Raw genomic sequence first — 17,027 nt, forward strand, 5'->3', positions numbered from 1 at the left:
GCGCTACATGAACAGACGTTCGCCCGACATGCCCTCGTAAAGGCCGGCGACATATTCGCCGTAACCGTTGTAGATCTGCGTCGGCAGGCTTTCGTTGGTGCCGATGTCACGCTCCGTCGCCTGTGACCAGCGCCGATGGGGAACCTCCGGATTGACGTTGGCCCAGAAGCCGTATTCGTTGCCCAGGATGGTCTCCCAGTAGCTCTTCGGCCGCTCGGTCGTGAAGGATATGCGGACGATCGATTTGATCTGCTTGAAACCGTATTTCCACGGCGTCGCGAGGCGAAGCGGCGCGCCGTTCTGCTTCGGCAGCGGCTTGCCGTAGAGGCCGGTCACCATGAAGGCGAGTTCGTTCGTCGCCTCGGCCATGGTCAGCCCCTCGATATAGGGCCAGGGATACCAGAACTCCTTCTGGCCCGGCGCGACGTCCTTGTTCTGGAAGGTCTCGAAAACGATGTACTTCGCTTCCGGCTTCGGATCGGCGAGCTTGACCAGCGCGGCAAGCGGGAACCCGCTCCACGGCACGACCATCGACCAGCGTTCCACGCAGCGGTGACGGTAGACCCGCTCTTCCAGCGGCATCTGTTTCAGCAAGTCGTCGATGGCAATCCGCTTCGGCTCGGCGACGAGGCCGTCGATGGCGATCTCCCAGGGCCGGATCGGAAGTTTCTGGGCAAGCTTCCAGATCCCCTTGTGCGAGCCGAACTCGTAGAAGTTGTTGTAGGTCGAGGCGGTCTCGAAAGGCGTGAGCGGACGGCTGAACTTGTAACGGAGATTGCGCTGTACCGGGTAAAGCCCGGCCGACGGGTCGGGCGTTTCGGCCGCGGCGGCAGCTCCGAGTAACGGACCGGCCCCGGCCAGCAATCCACCGGCGGCAAGCCCCCGGAGCACCGAGCGGCGATCACGGAAGATCGCCTCGGGCGTTGCCGTGGCCTCGGGCAACTCCCAACCCTTGCGAATCCTGATGAGCATCGTCACCTCCTACTTGACCAAACACGGAAATACACACCGTCCGGGAACGGTGAGGCAAGTCACGTCCCCGTGACGTCCCCGTGATGACCCAGGCTCATGTGAAGCTGAAGCGGATCTCGCCCAGCCCGCCGAAATCGGCCCGGACGACGTCTCCGGCCTCCGCCATGTAGACGGTCGTGCAGGTTCCGGTGGTGACGAAATCGCCGGCCTTGAGCGACAGACCCTGTTGCGTGAGGACGTTGGCCAGCCAGGTCAGCGCGTTGATCGGATCGCCAAGGACCGCGCGGCCGTCGCCCTCGGCCATCACTTCGTCGCCACGATAGAGAACGACGGGGGTGTCGAGAAGGTCATGGTCGGTCGGCCAGGCGAATTCGCGACCCCGCACCCAGGCACCATGAACGCCGTTGTCGGCGACCAGCCCCACGGCGCCGACCGACGGCGATTTCCAGTCGCGATAGCGTGAATCGACGATCTCGATCCCGGGAATCACCGCGGCAATCGCCGCCGACACGGCGGCCGGATCGTACGGCGCCGCCGCGGCCGGCAGATCCTCGGCCATCCGGAAGGCATATTCCGGCTCCACCACCCGCATGCGGAAGGCGGAGGCCGGCAGTTCCAGCGGCGATTCGAAGGTCGTCCGCGCATGCATCCGGCCGAAGAACGGCTCGTCGATGCCGAGGGTCTTCTGGACCGCCGGGTTGGTGCAGCCGATCTTGTAGCCGATCGCCGGGCCTTCCAGCGCCGCCGAGTGGAACGCCTGTACGCGGTAGGCCAGCGCCATGTCGTCTGTCGGCGCACGCTCGACCGGCGGCGCGCCGTTCCGCACGGCAAGAAGGCTTGCCGCCATCACTTCCGGATTCGAGGTCATGTTGCCGCCTGTACTCCCTGTTGCTCTATCGCCTGATCGGCCAGCCGGCCGCTCAGTTCCTGAAGGTGATCGAATTCCATCGTGAAGCTGCCGGCGCCAAGCGTGACCGAGCGAAGCTCGACGATCAGGTCCTGAAGTTCCGCTTGCGGAAGCATCGCCGAGACCACGTCCCAGCCGTCCCAGCCGGGGCGCGCGTCGAAGCCGAGGATCTGGCCGCGCCGGGAAGACAGGATCCCGTTGACCTTCGAGGTCGCGGCCTGGGGCGAGGCAACCTCGACCTTGTAGATTGGCTCCAGCAGCACCGGCGAGCATTTCGGCATGCCTTCGCTCATCGCCAGCCGGCCCGCGGTCTTGAAGGACATTTCCGAGGAATCGACGGTATGGAACTGGCCATCGACCAGGGTTACCGCCAGATCGACCACGGGGAAGCCGAGCGGGCCGCGCGACAGGTAGTCGCGGACCCCGGCCTCGACCGCCGGAATGAACTGCCGCGGAACCGCGCCGCCGACGATCTTGTCCTCGAAGACGAAACCTGAGCCGCGCGGCAGCGGGCGGATTTCCAGGTGAACGTCGCCGAATTGGCCATGTCCGCCGGTCTGGCGCTTGTAGCGACCGTGCTGCTTCACCGGCTTGCGGATCGCCTCCTTGTAGGCAACGCGCGGTCGTTCCGAATCGACCGAGATGCCGTGCTTGCTGGCGAGCCGGTCGAAGGAGACCTTGAGATGCATCTCGCCCTGCCCCCAGAGGATCATCTGGTGGACGTCCGGATCGTGGTGGAGCCGCAGGGACGGGTCCTCGTCGAGAAGCTTGCCGAGCGCCCCGGACAGCTTGACCTCGTCGTTCCGGTTGCTGGCGTTGATGGCGAGCCCGTAGACAGGCTCGAGCGAAGGTGCGCGCGGCAGGCGGATATCCCCGGCCTCGCTCAGCGTGTCGCCGGTCCTGGCCCCGTCGAGCCGGCCGAGCGCGACAATCTCGCCGGCGCCGGCCGATGGAACCTTCTCCTGCTGGTTGCCGAACAGCCGGAACATGCCACCGACCCGTTCGCCGTTAAGCGTCACGCCGTCCTTCAGCGAGCCCGACCAGACCCGCACGAGCGAGAGCTTGCCGCCGTGCTGGGTCATGTAATTCTTGAGAACCTGCGCGCATGCCGGATCTTCCGGCGCGCCCATCCGCCGCGCCGCGACCGAGGCTTCCGGAACCTCGTGCCGGAGCGCCTTCAGAAGCCGGTGGATGCCGTTGTCATGTTCGGCCGAGCCGAGGAACACCGGATAGATGACCGCCCGCTCGAGATCGCTCGCCAGCTGTTCGTAGACCTCGTCGCGGCTCGGTTCGATATCCTCGAGAAGTTCCTCCATCAGGTGGTCGTCGAAGTCGGCGAGCTGTTCCAGCATCGCGAAGCGGTGTTCGCCCTTCTCTTCCGCCATTTCCGGCGGCAGGTCGACGATCTGGGAGGCATTGCCCTCCTTGTAGACATAGGAGCGTTCGGAGGCGAGATCGACATAACCGGTGACGATGCCGTTCCGGAGAATCGGCACCTGGCGAAGCACCAGAGGGCGGCCGCAGGCTTCCTGCAGCGCGCTGTGCAGCTCGCGGACGAGCCCGCTCGCCTTGTCGATCTTGTTGACGAAGATGAAGGCCGGAACACCGGCGTCCTCGAGATACTTGAACAGCGGCATCATCGCGATCGTCTTGTCCGGTTCCGGCTCGCAAACCAGAATCGCGGCGTCGACGCCGACCAGCACGTTGAGCGATTCCTGCAGGAATTCGACCGAGCCCGGACAATCGAGAAAGGTCAGGCTGTCACCGAGATATTCCGTCGTTGCGACATTGACCTCGACACCCATCTGGCGGGCGCGCGCTTCGACCGCGCTGTCGCCGACGCTGTTCCCACCGGTGACCGAGCCCTTTCGGTCAATCTTGCCGGTCGCGAAAAGGATGCTTTCGAGGAGGGTAGTCTTGCCGCTGGTGTAAGGCCCAATGATGGCCACGTTTCGTGGGCCGCCCGGCTTCTGATTCCCCATGCTGACGTTCCTCCCTGATTTTCAGAGTATTCTGCGCCAACCATGTTCAACAAGGCCGGCGAGGGGGCGCAACAAAAAACGGTGGCTCCGCAATGCGGGCGTCATGCGGATCGGCCGGAAACGAAAAAGGGCGGCCCACCGGGCCGCCCTTCTCGCATATCGCTCTGCCGACGCGCTATTTCAGGGCTTCGCAGGCCCTGATGATCCGGGTGCAGGCCTCCCGCAGGACGTCGAGCGAGGTCGCGTAGGAAACGCGGAAATGCGGGGACAGGCCGAACGCCTCGCCGTGCACGGCTGCCACGCCCTCGGCCTCGAGAACGTAGCTCACGAAGTCGAAATCGTTCTCGATCACCTTGCCGTCCGGCGTCTTCTTGCCGATCGTGCCGGCGCAGGACGGATAGACGTAAAAGGCGCCCTCAGGCTTCGCGCAATGCAGCCCCGGCGCCCGGTTCAGCATGTCGACCACGAGGTCGCGACGCTCGCGGAACGCCTCCGCCCGGGTCGGCAGGAAGTCCTGCGGCCCGTTCAGGGCCTCGACCGCGGCGGCCTGGCTGATCGAGCTCGGGTTGGAGGTGCTTTGCGACTGCACCTTGGCCATCGCCTTGATCAGCTGCTGCGGGCCGCCCGCGTAGCCGATCCGCCAGCCGGTCATCGCATAGGCCTTCGACACGCCGTTGATCGTCAGCGTGCGCTCGTACAGGCCGGGTTCGACCTGAGCCGGGGTGACGAACTCGAAGTCGTCATAGACCAGGTGCTCGTACATGTCGTCGGTCATGATCCAGACATGCGGATGGCGCAGCAGCACGTCGGTCAGCGCCTTCAGCTCCTCGCGGCTGTAGGCGGCGCCGGTCGGGTTCGAGGGCGAGTTGAAGATCAGCCACTTGGTCTTCGGCGTGATCGCGCGCTCCAGATCCTCCGGCATGACCTTGAAGCTGTTGTTCGCGGCCGTGCCGAGGACCACCGGCTTGCCGCCGCCGATCAATACCATGTCCGGGTAGGAAACCCAGTAGGGCGCCGGAATGAGCACCTCGTCACCCGGATTGAGCGTCGCCAGCAGGGCGTTGAAGATGACCTGCTTGCCGCCGGTGCCGACGGTGATCTGGTCGAGACCGTAGACGAGGCCGTTCTCGCGCTTGAACTTGGCGGCGATCGCCGCCTTCAGTTCCGGCGTGCCGTCGACCGCGGTGTATTTGGTCTTGCCGTCGTCGATCGCCTTCTTGGCCGCCGCCTTGATATTGTCGGGAGTGTCGAAGTCGGGCTCGCCGGCCCCGAGGCCGATGACGTCACGTCCCAGCGCCCGCAATTCGGCGGCCTTCGTCGTCACTGCGATCGTCGCCGAGGGCTTTACGCGGCTCAGCGATTCGGCAAGGAAACTCATTCCCTCACTCCTCTTCTCACCCGCCCCTCGCGGGTTCTGCGCCGCAGAAGCTACGCCGCGTCATGGGCGCTTTCAACCGTCAACGGCGATTGTCCGGGCAATTACCGCCCGCCCCGTCATTTGCCCCGGTCGATTTACAAAGTCTTTACCAGCGCATTTCTAGAATCGCGTCGTGTCGGGCGCGGAGGCCCGCCACAGGCATGGCGACAAAGGGCGCAAGATGATCACGACACCGTCCGATTCGGCGCGGCAAGCAGTCGACCACCTGGCCGACGGCGACGTCGACCAGGCATTCCAGCGTCTCGAGGCGCTCGCCTACGCGGTCGAAGCCGAGACCCAGGAGCGGACCTATGTGGCGCTCCAGGCTCTCGAAGCCTGCCCCGAAGTCGCGCTCGCCATGCCGCGCCATCTGCCGGCGGCTGCCGCCCGGCTGAAGGAACTCGCCGCCGAGAAGGCGGCCGCGCATGCCCGTATCCGCGAAACGATCGGCCTGATCCGCGCCAACCGTCGCTGACGCCACGCGACTTCGGCGACGCGCCCGCGTCGTCCGGAGCGCCGCCTCATTTTGCGGATGCTCATAATCCATTTTAGGAATATAAGCAGACGAGCCGCGGCCCTGCGCGAACGTCCGCCGGGTTATACTCGCCTCCGTTGATCGCAGCCGATCGCGACATTGTAAGCCGCGTCCTTTCCGGGTTTGGGTCCTTGTGGCATGAGGAGGATGTCATGGCCGAGATTCACAAGGGAACTTGCTTCTGTGGTGCCGTGGAGATTGAGGCGACCGGCGAGCCGGTCGGCATGGGTTACTGTCATTGCGAGAGTTGCCGCCATTGGTCGGCGGGCCCGGTAAATACCTTCACCCTGTGGGAGCCGGAAAAGGTTCGGGTGACCAGGGGTGCCGACCATCTGGGCCAGTACAACAAGACCCCGAACAGCGACCGAAAATGGTGCAGGAAGTGCGGCGGTCACGTCATGACCGGACATCCGGGGCTCAAGCTCGTCGACATTTTCGCGGCCATTCTGCCCGACGTTGCCTTCAAGCCGGGCGTGCACGTGAACTATGCCGAGACCGTGCTGCCCATGAAGGACGGATTGCCGAAACAGAGGGACTTCCCGGCCGAGTTCGGCGGTTCGGGAGAACTCGTGCCGGAATAAGCGGACGGACCCGGTTAGCCGCCGCCGACAGCCTGTTGCATACTGCCGCGACATATCGCGGACGCTGGTGATTTTTTGCCTTGCGCCGGCAGCGCGCTCGCGGATCATCCCTGCTGGGAATTGCAGGGGACACACGACGATGCGGCTCTATGACTTTTACGATTCCGGGAACGGCTACAAGATCAGGTTGCTGCTCGCCGGCCTCGGCCAGCCATATGAATATGTCGAGATCGACATCCTGAAAGGGGAGAGCCGGACACCGCAATTCCTCGCCCGCAATCCGACCGGGCGGGTTCCGGTTCTCGAACTCGACGACGGCCGACACCTCGCCGAATCCAACGCCATCCTCTGGTACCTCGCACGCGGAAGCCGGTTCATCCCGGACGACCCGTACCGGCAGGCCCAGGTCCTGCAATGGCTGTTCTTCGAGCAGTATCAACTCGAACCGAATATCGCCGTCGCGCGTTACTGGATGCGGCACGGTCTGGCGGAAGCGAAGCGCGACCGCCTGCCCGAGAAGCACGCAGGCGGCGCGGCGGCGCTCGCCGTCCTCGAACAGCGGCTGCGCGATCACGACTGGCTGGTCGGCGAAACCTACGGGATCGCCGATATCGCGCTTTACGGCTATACCCATGCCGCCGCCGACGGCGGTTTCGACCTCGCGTCCTGGCCTGCGGTTACCGCCTGGATCGACCGTGTCGCCGCTCGACCCGGCCATGTCAGGATGGACGACGTCCCGCCGGCCAACTGAGCCGGCCGGTCAGCGAACGGCGATCGGCACGGTCGCGTCGTTGTCGCGATCGCGCTGCGCCTCCGACAGGATCCATTCCCGGAAGGCCGCGATCTTGGGCTGCTCGGCGGTCGTCTCTGGCGATACGACGTAGTAGGCGAACGTCGAGGCGATCTCGATCTCGAAGGGCTTGACCAGCCGCCCCGCCTCCAGGTCGTCGGCGGCCAGGGCACTGCGGCCGAGGGCCACGCCATGGCCCTCGACGGCGGCCTGTAGCACCATGGAGGAATCGGTATAGGCCGGGCCGCGCTTCGGATCGACGCCCTGCACGCCCGCCGCGGTCAGCCACATTGCCCAGTCCACCTTCATGTCGTCGTGCAGCAGGGTATGGAAGGCGAGATCCTCGGGCCGTTGCAGCGGCCGGGCGCCGGCAAGCAGGGCCGGACTGCAGACCGGATAAAGATATTCCTCCTCCAGGAAGCGGACCGAGTGCAATCCGGGATAGTGGCCGGTGCCGTAGCGAATGGCGATATCGACGTCTTCGCGCGCGAAATCGACCAGGTGATCGGAGGTCGTCAGGCGGACGTCGATGTCGGGATAGCGTTCCTGGAAACGGCGGAGCCTCGGCACAAGCCAGCGCGAGGCGATCGAGGAGAGCGTCGAGATCGTGAGCACCCCCGAACTTTCGACCGTCTGAAGGCGCACGGTCGCGTCATAGAGCTTCTGGAAACCCTCGCGAATGCCGGGCAGATAGGCCTGTCCCGCGTCGGTCAGCATGACCACGCGGTTGAGCCGCCTGAACAGCTTGACGCCGAGAAAATCCTCGAGCCCCTTGATCTGGTGGCTGATCGCCGCCGGGGTCACGTTCAGCTCTGATGCCGCTTTCGAAAAACTCAAGTTTCTGGCGGCCGCCTCGAACGACCGCAAAGCGTTGAGCGGAGGTAAACGCACCATTCATCAGCCTCCAGGCCGCGCCGCTGTCAGATTAGATTTTCTAACAAAATACCTGAAAAAGGATCGTTTGCAAGTAACCGGCTGGCGACGCCATATGAGGTCACAGAGCAACGGGAACGACCCCGTTTCACCGGCCCAAGGAGGTTACCATGACGATGATCCGTGAGACCTATCAAGGCGGCCGGCCGGAATTCAGGATCCGGGCCGCCGGCAACACGATCTACAACGCAGGTCGCGACCTGCTGTCGCTGATTGCCCGCTGGCAGGAACGCCATGAGCAGCGCCGCCAGCTCGCCCGGCTGGATGCCCACCAGCTCCATGACATCGGCCTCACCCGCGGCGAGGTCGAGCACGAGATCGAGAAGCGTTTCTGGCAGGCCTGATCCTGTTCGGCCCGCCTGGCAAGGCTGCCGGTGTCGTATGCCCCGAAACGGCACCGGCAGTCTTCCGCCCCATCGTCCGCTCGATGGCGGCAAATTGCGGCGAAAGCGGAAAAGCGACCGGCGCTCTCTTGTCCGGCCCCGTCTTCGCCCCTAATGAATAACCCATGACACTCTTCCCGAACTTCGACAGCGGCGAACTGCTGATCCCGCCGAAGCCGGATCGCCCGCCAAAAAGCGAGGGCGGCCGCACCCTACGCATCGAATCGGACTATGCCCCGGCCGGCGACCAGCCGCAGGCGATCCGCGAACTCGTCCAGGGCTTGCGAGCCGAGGAACGCAATCAAGTGCTGATGGGCGTCACCGGCTCGGGCAAGACCTTCACCATGGCCCATGTCATCCAGGAATTGCAGCGACCCGCGCTCATCCTGGCCCAGAACAAGACCCTTGCCGCCCAGCTTTACGGCGAGATGAAGTCGTTCTTTCCGAACAACGCGGTCGAGTATTTCGTCTCCTACTACGACTATTACCAGCCGGAGGCCTACGTCCCGCGCACCGACACCTATATCGAGAAGGACGCGGCGATCAACGAGCAGATCGACCGCATGCGGCACTCGGCCACGCGGTCTCTGCTGGAGCGGGACGACGTGATCATCGTCGCCTCGGTGTCGTGCATCTACGGTATCGGCTCGGTCGAGACCTATTCGGAGATGACCGAGATCATCAAGGTCGGCGCCCGGGTCAGCCGCGACGACCTGCTGCGCCGCCTGGTCGAGATCCAGTATCGCCGCAACGACAGCAACTTCACGCGCGGCGCCTTCCGCGCCCGCGGCGACGTGATCGAGATCTATCCGTCGCACTACGAGGATCGGGCCTGGCGGATCTCGCTGTTCGGCGACGAGGTCGAGACGATCCATGAATTCGACCCGCTGACCGGCGAGAAGGGCGAGAGCCTGCCGGAGATCAAGCTTTACGCCAACAGCCACTATGTCACGCCGAAGCCGACGCTTCGCCAGGCGGCGCAGCATATCAGGCGCGAACTCGGCCTGCGGCTCGACGAACTCAACCGGGCCGGCAAGCTGCTCGAGGCGCAGCGGCTCGAGCAGCGCACGATGTTCGACCTGGAGATGATGGAGGCGACCGGTTCCTGCGCCGGCATCGAGAATTACTCGCGCTACCTGACCGGCCGTCCGCCCGGCGCACCGCCGCCGACGCTGTTCGAGTATCTGCCCGACAACGCCATACTGATCGTCGACGAGAGTCACGTCACGGTTCCGCAGATCGGCGGCATGTTCCGGGGCGACTTCCGCCGAAAGTCGACGCTCGCCGAGTTCGGCTTCCGGCTGCCTTCCTGTATCGACAACCGGCCGCTTCGCTTCCAGGAGTGGGACGTGATGCGGCCGCAGTCGGTCTTCGTGTCGGCCACACCCGGTTCGTGGGAACTGGAACAGACCGGCGGCGCCTTCGTCGAACAGCTGATCCGCCCGACCGGCCTCGTCGATCCGGTCTGCCAGATCCGCCCGGTCGAGAACCAGGTCGACGACCTGATGGCCGAATGTCGCAAGGTCGCCGAACAGGGCCACCGGGTGCTGGTCACGACGCTGACCAAGCGCATGTCGGAAGACCTGACGGAATACATGCACGAGGCCGGCATCCGTGTCCGCTACCTGCATTCCGATATCGATACCCTGGAGCGAATCGAGATCATTCGCGACCTCCGGCTGGGCGCCTATGACGTGCTGATCGGCATCAACCTGCTGCGCGAGGGGCTCGACATCCCGGAATGCGCCCTGGTCGCGATCCTCGACGCCGACAAGGAGGGCTTCCTGCGTTCGGAGACCTCTCTGGTGCAGACGATCGGCCGGGCAGCGCGAAATCTCGACGGCCGGGTCATACTTTACGCCGACCGCATGACCAACAGCCTGGAACGCGCGCTCGGGGAGACAGAGCGACGGCGAAACCGGCAACTCGCCTACAACGCCGAGCACGGCATCACGCCGGAGAGCGTGCGCAAGAATATCGGCGATATCATGAAGAGCGTCTTCGAAAGCGACCATGTCACCGTCGATGCGGGTGACGATGCCCAGCACCTGGTGGGCCACAATCTGCGCCAGCATATCGTCGAACTGGAACAGAAGATGCGGACCGCCGCCGGCGACCTGGAATTCGAGGAGGCGGCGCGGCTCCGCGACGAGATCCGCAAGCTCGAGGCGGTCGAACTCGAGATCGCCGCCGATCCCATGAGCCGGACGACCTCGGCGAACATCGGCGCCGCCGGCGCCCGCTCGAAGGCGGGCCGCGCCGGCCGCTCGAAGATTTTCCGTTCGAAGAAGTCCGGCGGCCGCTGAACCGGCCAGCGGTCAGTCGGCGAGCGTGAAACCGAGTTCGCGATATATCGCCCGCGCTGCCGCACCCTGCAGGAAGGTGGCGAGACGCTCGGCCGCTTCGCGCCGGTTGCCGTCGCCGAGCGGTAGCAGCCAGTAGCCGATATCCGGCTGCGCCGACTGCGGCGGATCGAGCGCCAGAACGACGTCGTCCGACAACCTGAGATCGCTGTAGTAGACGATGCCCAGCGGCGCCTCGCCGCTGGAGACGAGCGCCAGCGCGGCGCGGACGTTGGCGGCCCGGGCGAGCCGGGGCGCGAGTACATCCCAGGCACCGAGCCGGCCAAGCATGGCCCGCGCATAGAGCCCGGCCGGGACATGGGCGGGATCGCCGACCGCAAGCCGGCCGTCGCCGAGCGCCCTGAGAATCGAGGCCGCCGAGGGTTCGAGACCGGTCGGCGGGTTGTCAGAGGGAGCGATGAAGACGAGGCGATTGCCGAACAGCCGGACCGGCGGGGCGGCACCATGGCCGCTTCCGGCGACATTGTCGATCCAGCGCCGGTTGGCCGACAGGAACAGGTCCGCCGGGGCGCCCTGGAGGACCTGCCGGGCAAGCGCCGAACTGGCGGCAAAGGACATCACGACCTTCTGCCCGCTCGCGGCCTCGAACGCCGCGATCGCACGCTCCATCGCCTCGGTGGTGCTGGATGCGGCGAAGAGCACGATCGGCTCCGCACCCATCGCCCGCGACGGCAGAACGGCGATGCCGGCCAGCAGGCACAGGATGGCCAACCGCATGGTGGAAAAGATCCGCTCCGAGCGGACCGGGCTCGAAGCCTTGCCCCGGAGCCCGCGCCCGGGGGTTTCAACGGGCAATGACGACATCTATATACACACGAAGTTTCCGCCTACGCCCGGCTTCGCCGCGTCGAGGTACGGCGGCCACGAATGCCTAGAAGGCTGACATACACAAACGGCGCGGAAATGGCCAAGTATACATGTTGATATTCCTGCATCTGGCAGGCGGTCTGATCATCCTTCTGATTGGCGGCGAGTTCCTGGTTCGCGGAGCGGTCGCGATCTCGGAGCGGTTCGGCGTTTCGAAGATGATGATCGGCCTGACTGTTGTCGCGATCGGCACCTCCCTGCCGGAGCTTGTGGTCTGTGTTCTCGCGGCGCTCGACGACGCGCCGGGCATTGCCGTCGGCAATGTCGTCGGCAGCAACATCGCCAACGTCCTGCTCGTTCTGGGCGCGCCGGCCCTGATCATGCCGCTTGTCTGCGACCATCGCGCGGCCCAACGGGACGGGCTTTACCTGTTCGGCGCGACCCTGCTGTTCGCGATCGTCTGCGCGACCGGCCAGATCGATCGCTGGGCCGGGTTCGGCTTCCTCGCCATCCTTGCCGGGATCCTGATCCTCAGTTATCGCCGCGCGGTGAAAAGCAACGACAATTCCCTGGCCCAGGCGACCGAGGAATTCGAGGCGGTGATGCCACGCAGCCTGCTCAGCAGCCTCGCCTCGGTCGGCACCGGCGTGGTCGGCCTCGTTCTCGGATCGAAGCTGCTTGTCGACGGGGCTATCGACCTCGCGCATATCGCCGGGGTATCGGAGGAGGTAATCGGCCTCACCCTCGTCGCGCTTGGCACGTCGCTGCCGGAGCTTGCGACCTCGGTCGTCGCCGCGCTCCGACGCCATGCCGACGTCGCGATGGGCAACGTGATCGGCAGCAACCTGTTCAACACGCTCGGCATCATGGGCGCGACGACGATCGTCCAGCCGGTTCCGATCCCGCGGAGCATCATGAGTTTCGACATCTGGGTGATGATCGGCGTCACGCTGCTGCTGCTGCCGATGCTGTTCCGCAACTGGCCGATCGGACGCGGCCTGGGCATCGTGCTGTGCGGCGGTTACGTGCTCTACGTCTTCGCCCAGTTCCAGGGATTCTCGGGGATCGCCAATGCCGCAGGCTGACAGGTCGCCGCGCCCCGACGCGGGAAACGTTCTGGTGACCGGCGGTGCCGCGCGGATCGGTCGCGCCATCGCGATCGCGCTGGCCGCCGACGGCTGGTCGGTCGCCCTGCATTGCAATCGCTCGCGCGCCGCCGCCGAGGCAACCGTGGCCGAGATCGAGAAGTCGGGCGGGCGGGCCGCGGTGGTGCTCGCCGACCTGGCCGATCCGGGCGCCCTCGCCGGGCTGGTTCCCGCCGCCGCCCGGGCGATCGGCCCGCTGACGGCGCTGGTCAACAATGCGTCGGTCTTCGAACGCGACGAGATCGACGACCTGACCGAGGAATCCTGGCAGCGGCATATCGACGTCAACCTGAAGGCGCCGCTGTTTCTCGCCCAGGCCTTCGCGGCCCAGCGCCCGGCCGGCCGGCCCGGCAATATCATCAACCTCACCGATCAGCGGGTCTTCCGCCTGACCCCGCATTTCGTTTCCTATACCGTCAGCAAGGTCGGTCTTCATGCGCTGACGCAGACCCTCGCCATGGCCCTTGCCCCGGACATTCGCGTCAATGCGATCGCGCCGGGACCGACATTGGCCAGCACGCGACAGAGCGCGGCGCAATTCGAGAAGCAGCGCCGATCCACACCGCTAAGACGGGGAGCAGACCCGGAGGACATCGCCGCAGGCATACGCTACATCCTTGCCGCTGGCAGCATGACCGGCCAGACGATCGCCCTCGACGGTGGCCAGCACCTGCCCTGGCCGCCACCGAACGGACAGGAGGCGCATGATGAATAAGCCGACCCCGAAGGAAGCCTCGGTGCATCCGCTGCATCTGGCGAGCGCCGAGGCCAATCTCCGGCATGTCTTCGTCCACGATCTGCTGCTTGACGCCTCCATCGGGGTCTATGCGCACGAGAAACAGGGCACGCAACCGATCCGCATCAACGTCGATCTGACGGTGGCCGAATCCGGAGCGCCACTCGGCGACGACCTTGCCAACGTGGTCTGCTACGAGCGGATCACCGACCGGATCCGCGAGATCGTCGCGCGCGGTCATCTTCAGCTTGTCGAAACCCTGGCCGAACATATCGCCGAAAGCTGCCTCGGCGACCCCCGCGTGCAGAGCGCCCGGGTGCGGGTCGAAAAGCTCCGCGCGGTTCCCGACGCGGCCAGCGTTGGCGTTGAAATCGAACGCCTTAGACGGGGAATCGGGCCTCTGGCCTGAACTCCGGCGGGATTCCGGGCCCCAGTTTTGCACAGCGCGAACAAAGACTGGCCGATCTACCCCTGCGCCGAAAAGAACAAAGCAATAACCGCAATTCGCTTTATTGACTTCTGAAAAATCTCTATTTTTCAATGGTTTATCATTTATGCCTATTTTTTGTGCAATGATGTCCGACTCTAGGACTTCTCTGCCATTCGCGCCCTTCCCACTCTATTATGCACAACTTTTTCCACAGGAACGGTGGATACTGTGACGGGCGAATGACCGAAATATGTCAGCCCCCGATTCCCGCCGCCGGGACGCTGAGATCTCCTTGACGACCCGTTCCGGGAAAGCAGAATGACGCCATGGCGAAATCCGAAGAAGTGAGTGAACGGGCGACCGGAACGGGCGCGCCGGAAGCGCCCGCGCCGATCGGCGCGGAGGTCATCCGGAAGGCGCTCCGGACCCTGCCGTCGGGCCCGGGGGTCTATCGCATGCTGGATCGCCAGGGCAGCCCGCTTTACGTGGGCAAGGCGAAGAACCTGAAGAAGCGGGTTGCCAGCTACGTCAAGCCGACCGGACAGAGCACGCGCATCCTCCGCATGGTGGCGATGACGCACGCGCTGGAGATCATCTCGACCGGGACCGAGGTCGAGGCGCTTCTGCTCGAAGCCAACCTGATCAAGAAGCTCAAGCCGCGCTACAACATCGTTCTCCGGGACGACAAGTCGTTCCCCTACATCCTGCTGCGCGGCGATCACGACTGGCCGCAGATTGCCAAGCACCGCGGAGCGCGGTCCCGTGAAGGGGAGTATTTCGGGCCGTTCGCCTCGGCCGGCGCGGTCAACCAGACCATCGGCGCGCTGCAGCGGGCCTTCCCGCTCCGCTCCTGCTCGGACAGCGATTTCGAAAGCCGCACCCGGCCCTGCCTGCAGTACCAGATCAAGCGCTGCACGGCACCCTGCGTCGACCGGATCGATCGCGCCGGCTATCTCGCGATCGTCGACGACGTCCGGGACTTCCTTTCCGGACGCAGCTCTGACTTGCAGAAGTCGCTTTCCGCCAAGATGGAGAAGGCGGCCGAGGCGCTCGACTTCGAAACCGCGACCGTCTATCGCGACCGGCTCCGGGCGCTTTCCCATATTCTCAGCCGCCAGGGCATCAATCTCGCGGGCGTCGGCGAGGCCGACGTGTTCGCCGCTTTCCAGGAGGGGGGCGCGACCTGCATCCAGGTCTTCTTCTTCCGGGCCGGACAGAATTTCGGCAACCGGGCCTATTATCCGAGCCACGATTCCGAGCATGACGCGGCCGCCGTGCTCGGCGCCTTCGTCGGCCAGTTCTACGACGACCGGCCGGCGCCGAAGCTCATCCTGACCAGCGAGGCCCTGGCCGAGGCCGAACTGATCGGCGAAGCGCTGTCGACGCGTACCGGGCGCAAGGTGACGGTGACGGCCCCGCAACGGGGCGTGAAGCGGGAAGCGGTCGAGCATGCACTCGTCAATGCCCGCGAAGCGCTGGCCCGGAAGCTTTCCGACCAGGCGACGCAAACCCGGCTGCTCGCACGAGTCGGCGAGATTTTCGGCCTCGATGCACCGCCGTCGCGGATCGAGGTTTACGACAACAGCCACATTTCCGGGGAGAACGCGGTCGGGGCGATGATCGTCGCCGGCCCCGACGGGCTCCAGAAGGCGGCCTATCGCAAGTTCAACATCAAGAGCACGACGCTGACGCCCGGCGATGACTACGGCATGATGCGTGAAGTGTTGGCCCGGCGGCTCGCGCGGATCGCGAAGGACCCGGCGGAAAGCAGCGACACCAGCGCGATCCGTCCCGACCTGCTGCTGATCGACGGCGGAAAGGGCCAGCTCAGCGCCGCACTCGAAACCCTGCGCGAACTCGGCGTCGAGGACATACCGCTGGCCTCGATCGCCAAGGGCCCCGACCGTGACGCCGGCCGCGAGCGGTTCTTCATTCCCGGCCGCGAGCCGTTCAGCCTGCGCGACCGCGATCCGGCACTCTATTTCCTGCAGCGGCTTCGCGACGAGGCGCACCGGTTCGCCATCGGCGCCCACCGCACCCGGCGCTCGAAGGCGATCCAGCGCTCACCGCTCGACGAGATCCCCGGCATCGGTCCGCGGCGCAAGAAGGCGCTGCTCACCCATTTCGGCTCGGCCCGCGACATCGCCGGCGCCTCGCTCGCCGATCTGGAAAAGGTCGAAGGGGTCTCGACGACGATGGCGCGGACGATCCACGATCATTTTCGCGGCGACTGACGCAGGACCGCCAGCCCCTCAGTTCCCCTTGAAGACCGGCTTCTGCTTGGCGAGGAAGGCCGCGATGCCAGCGGGCCCGTCGTGGGTCCGCATCATGCCGGCAATCGAGCGTGTCTCGCGGTCGAGCTGCGTCTCCATGCCGTCCGAATAGGCCGTATCCAGCAGCCGTTTCACCCCGCCGAACGCCCGCGTGGGTCCGGCCGCGAAACGTTCCGCCATGGCCCGGGCCTCGTCCATCACTGCCTCCGGCGCGACGACCTTGTTGACGATGCCCCAGTCGAGCGCCTCGGCGGCCGTCAGCACCCGGTTGGTCAGCAGCAGTTCCTTCGCGCGCATCAGGCCGACATGCTTGGCAAGATGGTAGGTCGACGAGCCGTCCGGTGTCAGGCCGGACGCGGTATAGGCCGAGACGAACTTCGCCTTGTCGGAGGCGATGACGTAATCGGCCGACAAGGCCAGCGAAAAGCCGCCGCCGCCGGCCGTGCCGTTCACCGCCATCACCACCGGGGCGTCGATACGGGCGAACCCGGTGAGACCGGCATGCAGCAGTGTCGCCATGCGGGTCAGGTGGGCGTGCTTGTCTTCCGCGGCGTCCATCTCCGCCAGATCGCCGCCGCCGCAGAACATCTTGCCCACGGCGGTGACGATCACCGCCCGCACGTCAGTCGCGCCGCAGCGCACGCTGACATCGAACAGTTCCTCGGCCATCCGTGCATTCAGCGCGTTGGCCGGGTTGTCCTTCCGCTCGAGGGTGACCGTGGCCAGCCCGTCGGCGATCTCGAGTCGAAGTGTCCGGTATTCCATCACCCGCG

Annotated in this window: 16 protein-coding genes; 9 read left to right on the plus strand and 7 right to left on the minus strand. The window is 65.4% G+C overall.

Translation table 11 applies throughout. The annotated features are described in order from the left end of the window. Positions 1-3: 3 nt before the first annotated feature. From msrP to OCH7691_RS18465, 4 genes are all read right to left on the minus strand, one after another. On the minus strand, positions 4-972 hold the full coding sequence (gene msrP, locus OCH7691_RS18450; protein WP_085885041.1) for a protein-methionine-sulfoxide reductase catalytic subunit MsrP: 969 nt from the start codon (positions 970-972) through the stop codon (positions 4-6). Between the two features lie 94 nt (positions 973-1,066). Next, complete coding sequence (locus tag OCH7691_RS18455) at positions 1,067-1,840, minus strand: 2-keto-4-pentenoate hydratase (RefSeq protein WP_085885042.1); 774 nt, start codon at positions 1,838-1,840, stop codon at positions 1,067-1,069. Beyond that, positions 1,837-3,861: an elongation factor G gene (locus tag OCH7691_RS18460; protein ID WP_085885043.1), complete on the minus strand. Its 2,025-nt coding sequence runs from the start codon at positions 3,859-3,861 to the stop codon at positions 1,837-1,839. The genes OCH7691_RS18455 and OCH7691_RS18460 overlap by 4 nt, the downstream gene beginning before the upstream one ends. A 175-nt stretch (positions 3,862-4,036) precedes the next feature. Continuing rightward, positions 4,037-5,239 (minus strand): pyridoxal phosphate-dependent aminotransferase, encoded by a 1,203-nt coding sequence (locus OCH7691_RS18465; protein ID WP_085885044.1) that lies wholly within the window; start codon positions 5,237-5,239, stop codon positions 4,037-4,039. Between the two features lie 220 nt (positions 5,240-5,459). Between OCH7691_RS18465 and OCH7691_RS18470 the strand changes: the two genes are divergently transcribed. The 3 genes from OCH7691_RS18470 to OCH7691_RS18480 all read left to right on the plus strand — a co-directional run bounded on the left by OCH7691_RS18470 (position 5,460) and on the right by OCH7691_RS18480 (position 7,145). Continuing rightward, positions 5,460-5,753, plus strand: a complete 294-nt coding sequence (locus tag OCH7691_RS18470; protein ID WP_139839783.1) for a hypothetical protein — start codon at positions 5,460-5,462, stop codon at positions 5,751-5,753. A gap of 212 nt (positions 5,754-5,965) precedes the next feature. Continuing rightward, positions 5,966-6,394, plus strand: a complete 429-nt coding sequence (locus OCH7691_RS18475; RefSeq protein WP_085885046.1) for a GFA family protein — start codon at positions 5,966-5,968, stop codon at positions 6,392-6,394. Between the two features lie 139 nt (positions 6,395-6,533). Then, the gene (locus OCH7691_RS18480) at positions 6,534-7,145 is read left to right on the plus strand and encodes a glutathione S-transferase family protein (RefSeq protein WP_085885047.1); all 612 of its coding nucleotides are present in this window, start codon (positions 6,534-6,536) and stop codon (positions 7,143-7,145) included. A 9-nt stretch (positions 7,146-7,154) separates the two neighbouring features. Here OCH7691_RS18480 and OCH7691_RS18485 read toward each other — a convergent pair whose 3' ends face one another. Then, positions 7,155-8,078, minus strand: coding sequence for a transcriptional regulator GcvA (locus OCH7691_RS18485; protein WP_085885048.1), 924 nt, complete (start codon positions 8,076-8,078; stop codon positions 7,155-7,157). Between the two features lie 149 nt (positions 8,079-8,227). Between OCH7691_RS18485 and OCH7691_RS18490 the strand changes: the two genes are divergently transcribed. Together OCH7691_RS18490 and uvrB are read left to right on the plus strand one after the other, a co-directional pair. Further along, positions 8,228-8,461, plus strand: coding sequence for a DUF1127 domain-containing protein (locus tag OCH7691_RS18490; RefSeq protein WP_176245156.1), 234 nt, complete (start codon positions 8,228-8,230; stop codon positions 8,459-8,461). Between the two features lie 164 nt (positions 8,462-8,625). After that, a complete protein-coding gene (uvrB, locus tag OCH7691_RS18495) occupies positions 8,626-10,806 on the plus strand; it encodes an excinuclease ABC subunit UvrB (RefSeq protein WP_085885049.1) in 2,181 nt (726 codons plus the stop codon). Positions 10,807-10,818: 12 nt separating this feature from the next. On the opposite strand, the gene modA is transcribed toward uvrB, so the two are convergent. Beyond that, complete coding sequence (modA, locus tag OCH7691_RS18500; protein ID WP_176245157.1) at positions 10,819-11,580, minus strand: molybdate ABC transporter substrate-binding protein; 762 nt, start codon at positions 11,578-11,580, stop codon at positions 10,819-10,821. 200 nt (positions 11,581-11,780) lie between these two features. Between modA and OCH7691_RS18505 the strand changes: the two genes are divergently transcribed. The 4 genes from OCH7691_RS18505 (at position 11,781) to uvrC (ending at position 16,215) form a co-directional block, all read left to right on the plus strand. After that, positions 11,781-12,755 carry a calcium/sodium antiporter gene (locus tag OCH7691_RS18505; RefSeq protein ID WP_139839784.1) on the plus strand — a complete coding sequence of 325 codons (975 nt, stop codon included), beginning with the start codon at positions 11,781-11,783 and terminating at the stop codon, positions 12,753-12,755. Positions 12,756-12,789: 34 nt separating this feature from the next. Beyond that, positions 12,790-13,530, plus strand: a complete 741-nt coding sequence (locus OCH7691_RS18510) for an SDR family oxidoreductase (protein ID WP_217808134.1) — start codon at positions 12,790-12,792, stop codon at positions 13,528-13,530. Beyond that, the gene (gene folB, locus OCH7691_RS18515; RefSeq protein WP_217808135.1) at positions 13,523-13,960 is read left to right on the plus strand and encodes a dihydroneopterin aldolase; all 438 of its coding nucleotides are present in this window, start codon (positions 13,523-13,525) and stop codon (positions 13,958-13,960) included. The genes OCH7691_RS18510 and folB overlap by 8 nt, the downstream gene beginning before the upstream one ends. Before the next feature lie 347 nt (positions 13,961-14,307). After that, positions 14,308-16,215, plus strand: coding sequence for an excinuclease ABC subunit UvrC (gene uvrC, locus OCH7691_RS18520; protein WP_085885053.1), 1,908 nt, complete (start codon positions 14,308-14,310; stop codon positions 16,213-16,215). Between the two features lie 18 nt (positions 16,216-16,233). On the opposite strand, the gene OCH7691_RS18525 is transcribed toward uvrC, so the two are convergent. Beyond that, positions 16,234-17,019, minus strand: a complete 786-nt coding sequence (locus tag OCH7691_RS18525) for an enoyl-CoA hydratase/isomerase family protein (RefSeq protein WP_085885054.1) — start codon at positions 17,017-17,019, stop codon at positions 16,234-16,236. Between the last annotated feature and the right edge of the window lie 8 nt (positions 17,020-17,027).

The sequence above is a fragment of the Oceanibacterium hippocampi genome, assembly GCF_900172325.1.
GTDB classification, from domain to species: Bacteria; Pseudomonadota; Alphaproteobacteria; order Sneathiellales; family Sneathiellaceae; genus Oceanibacterium; species Oceanibacterium hippocampi.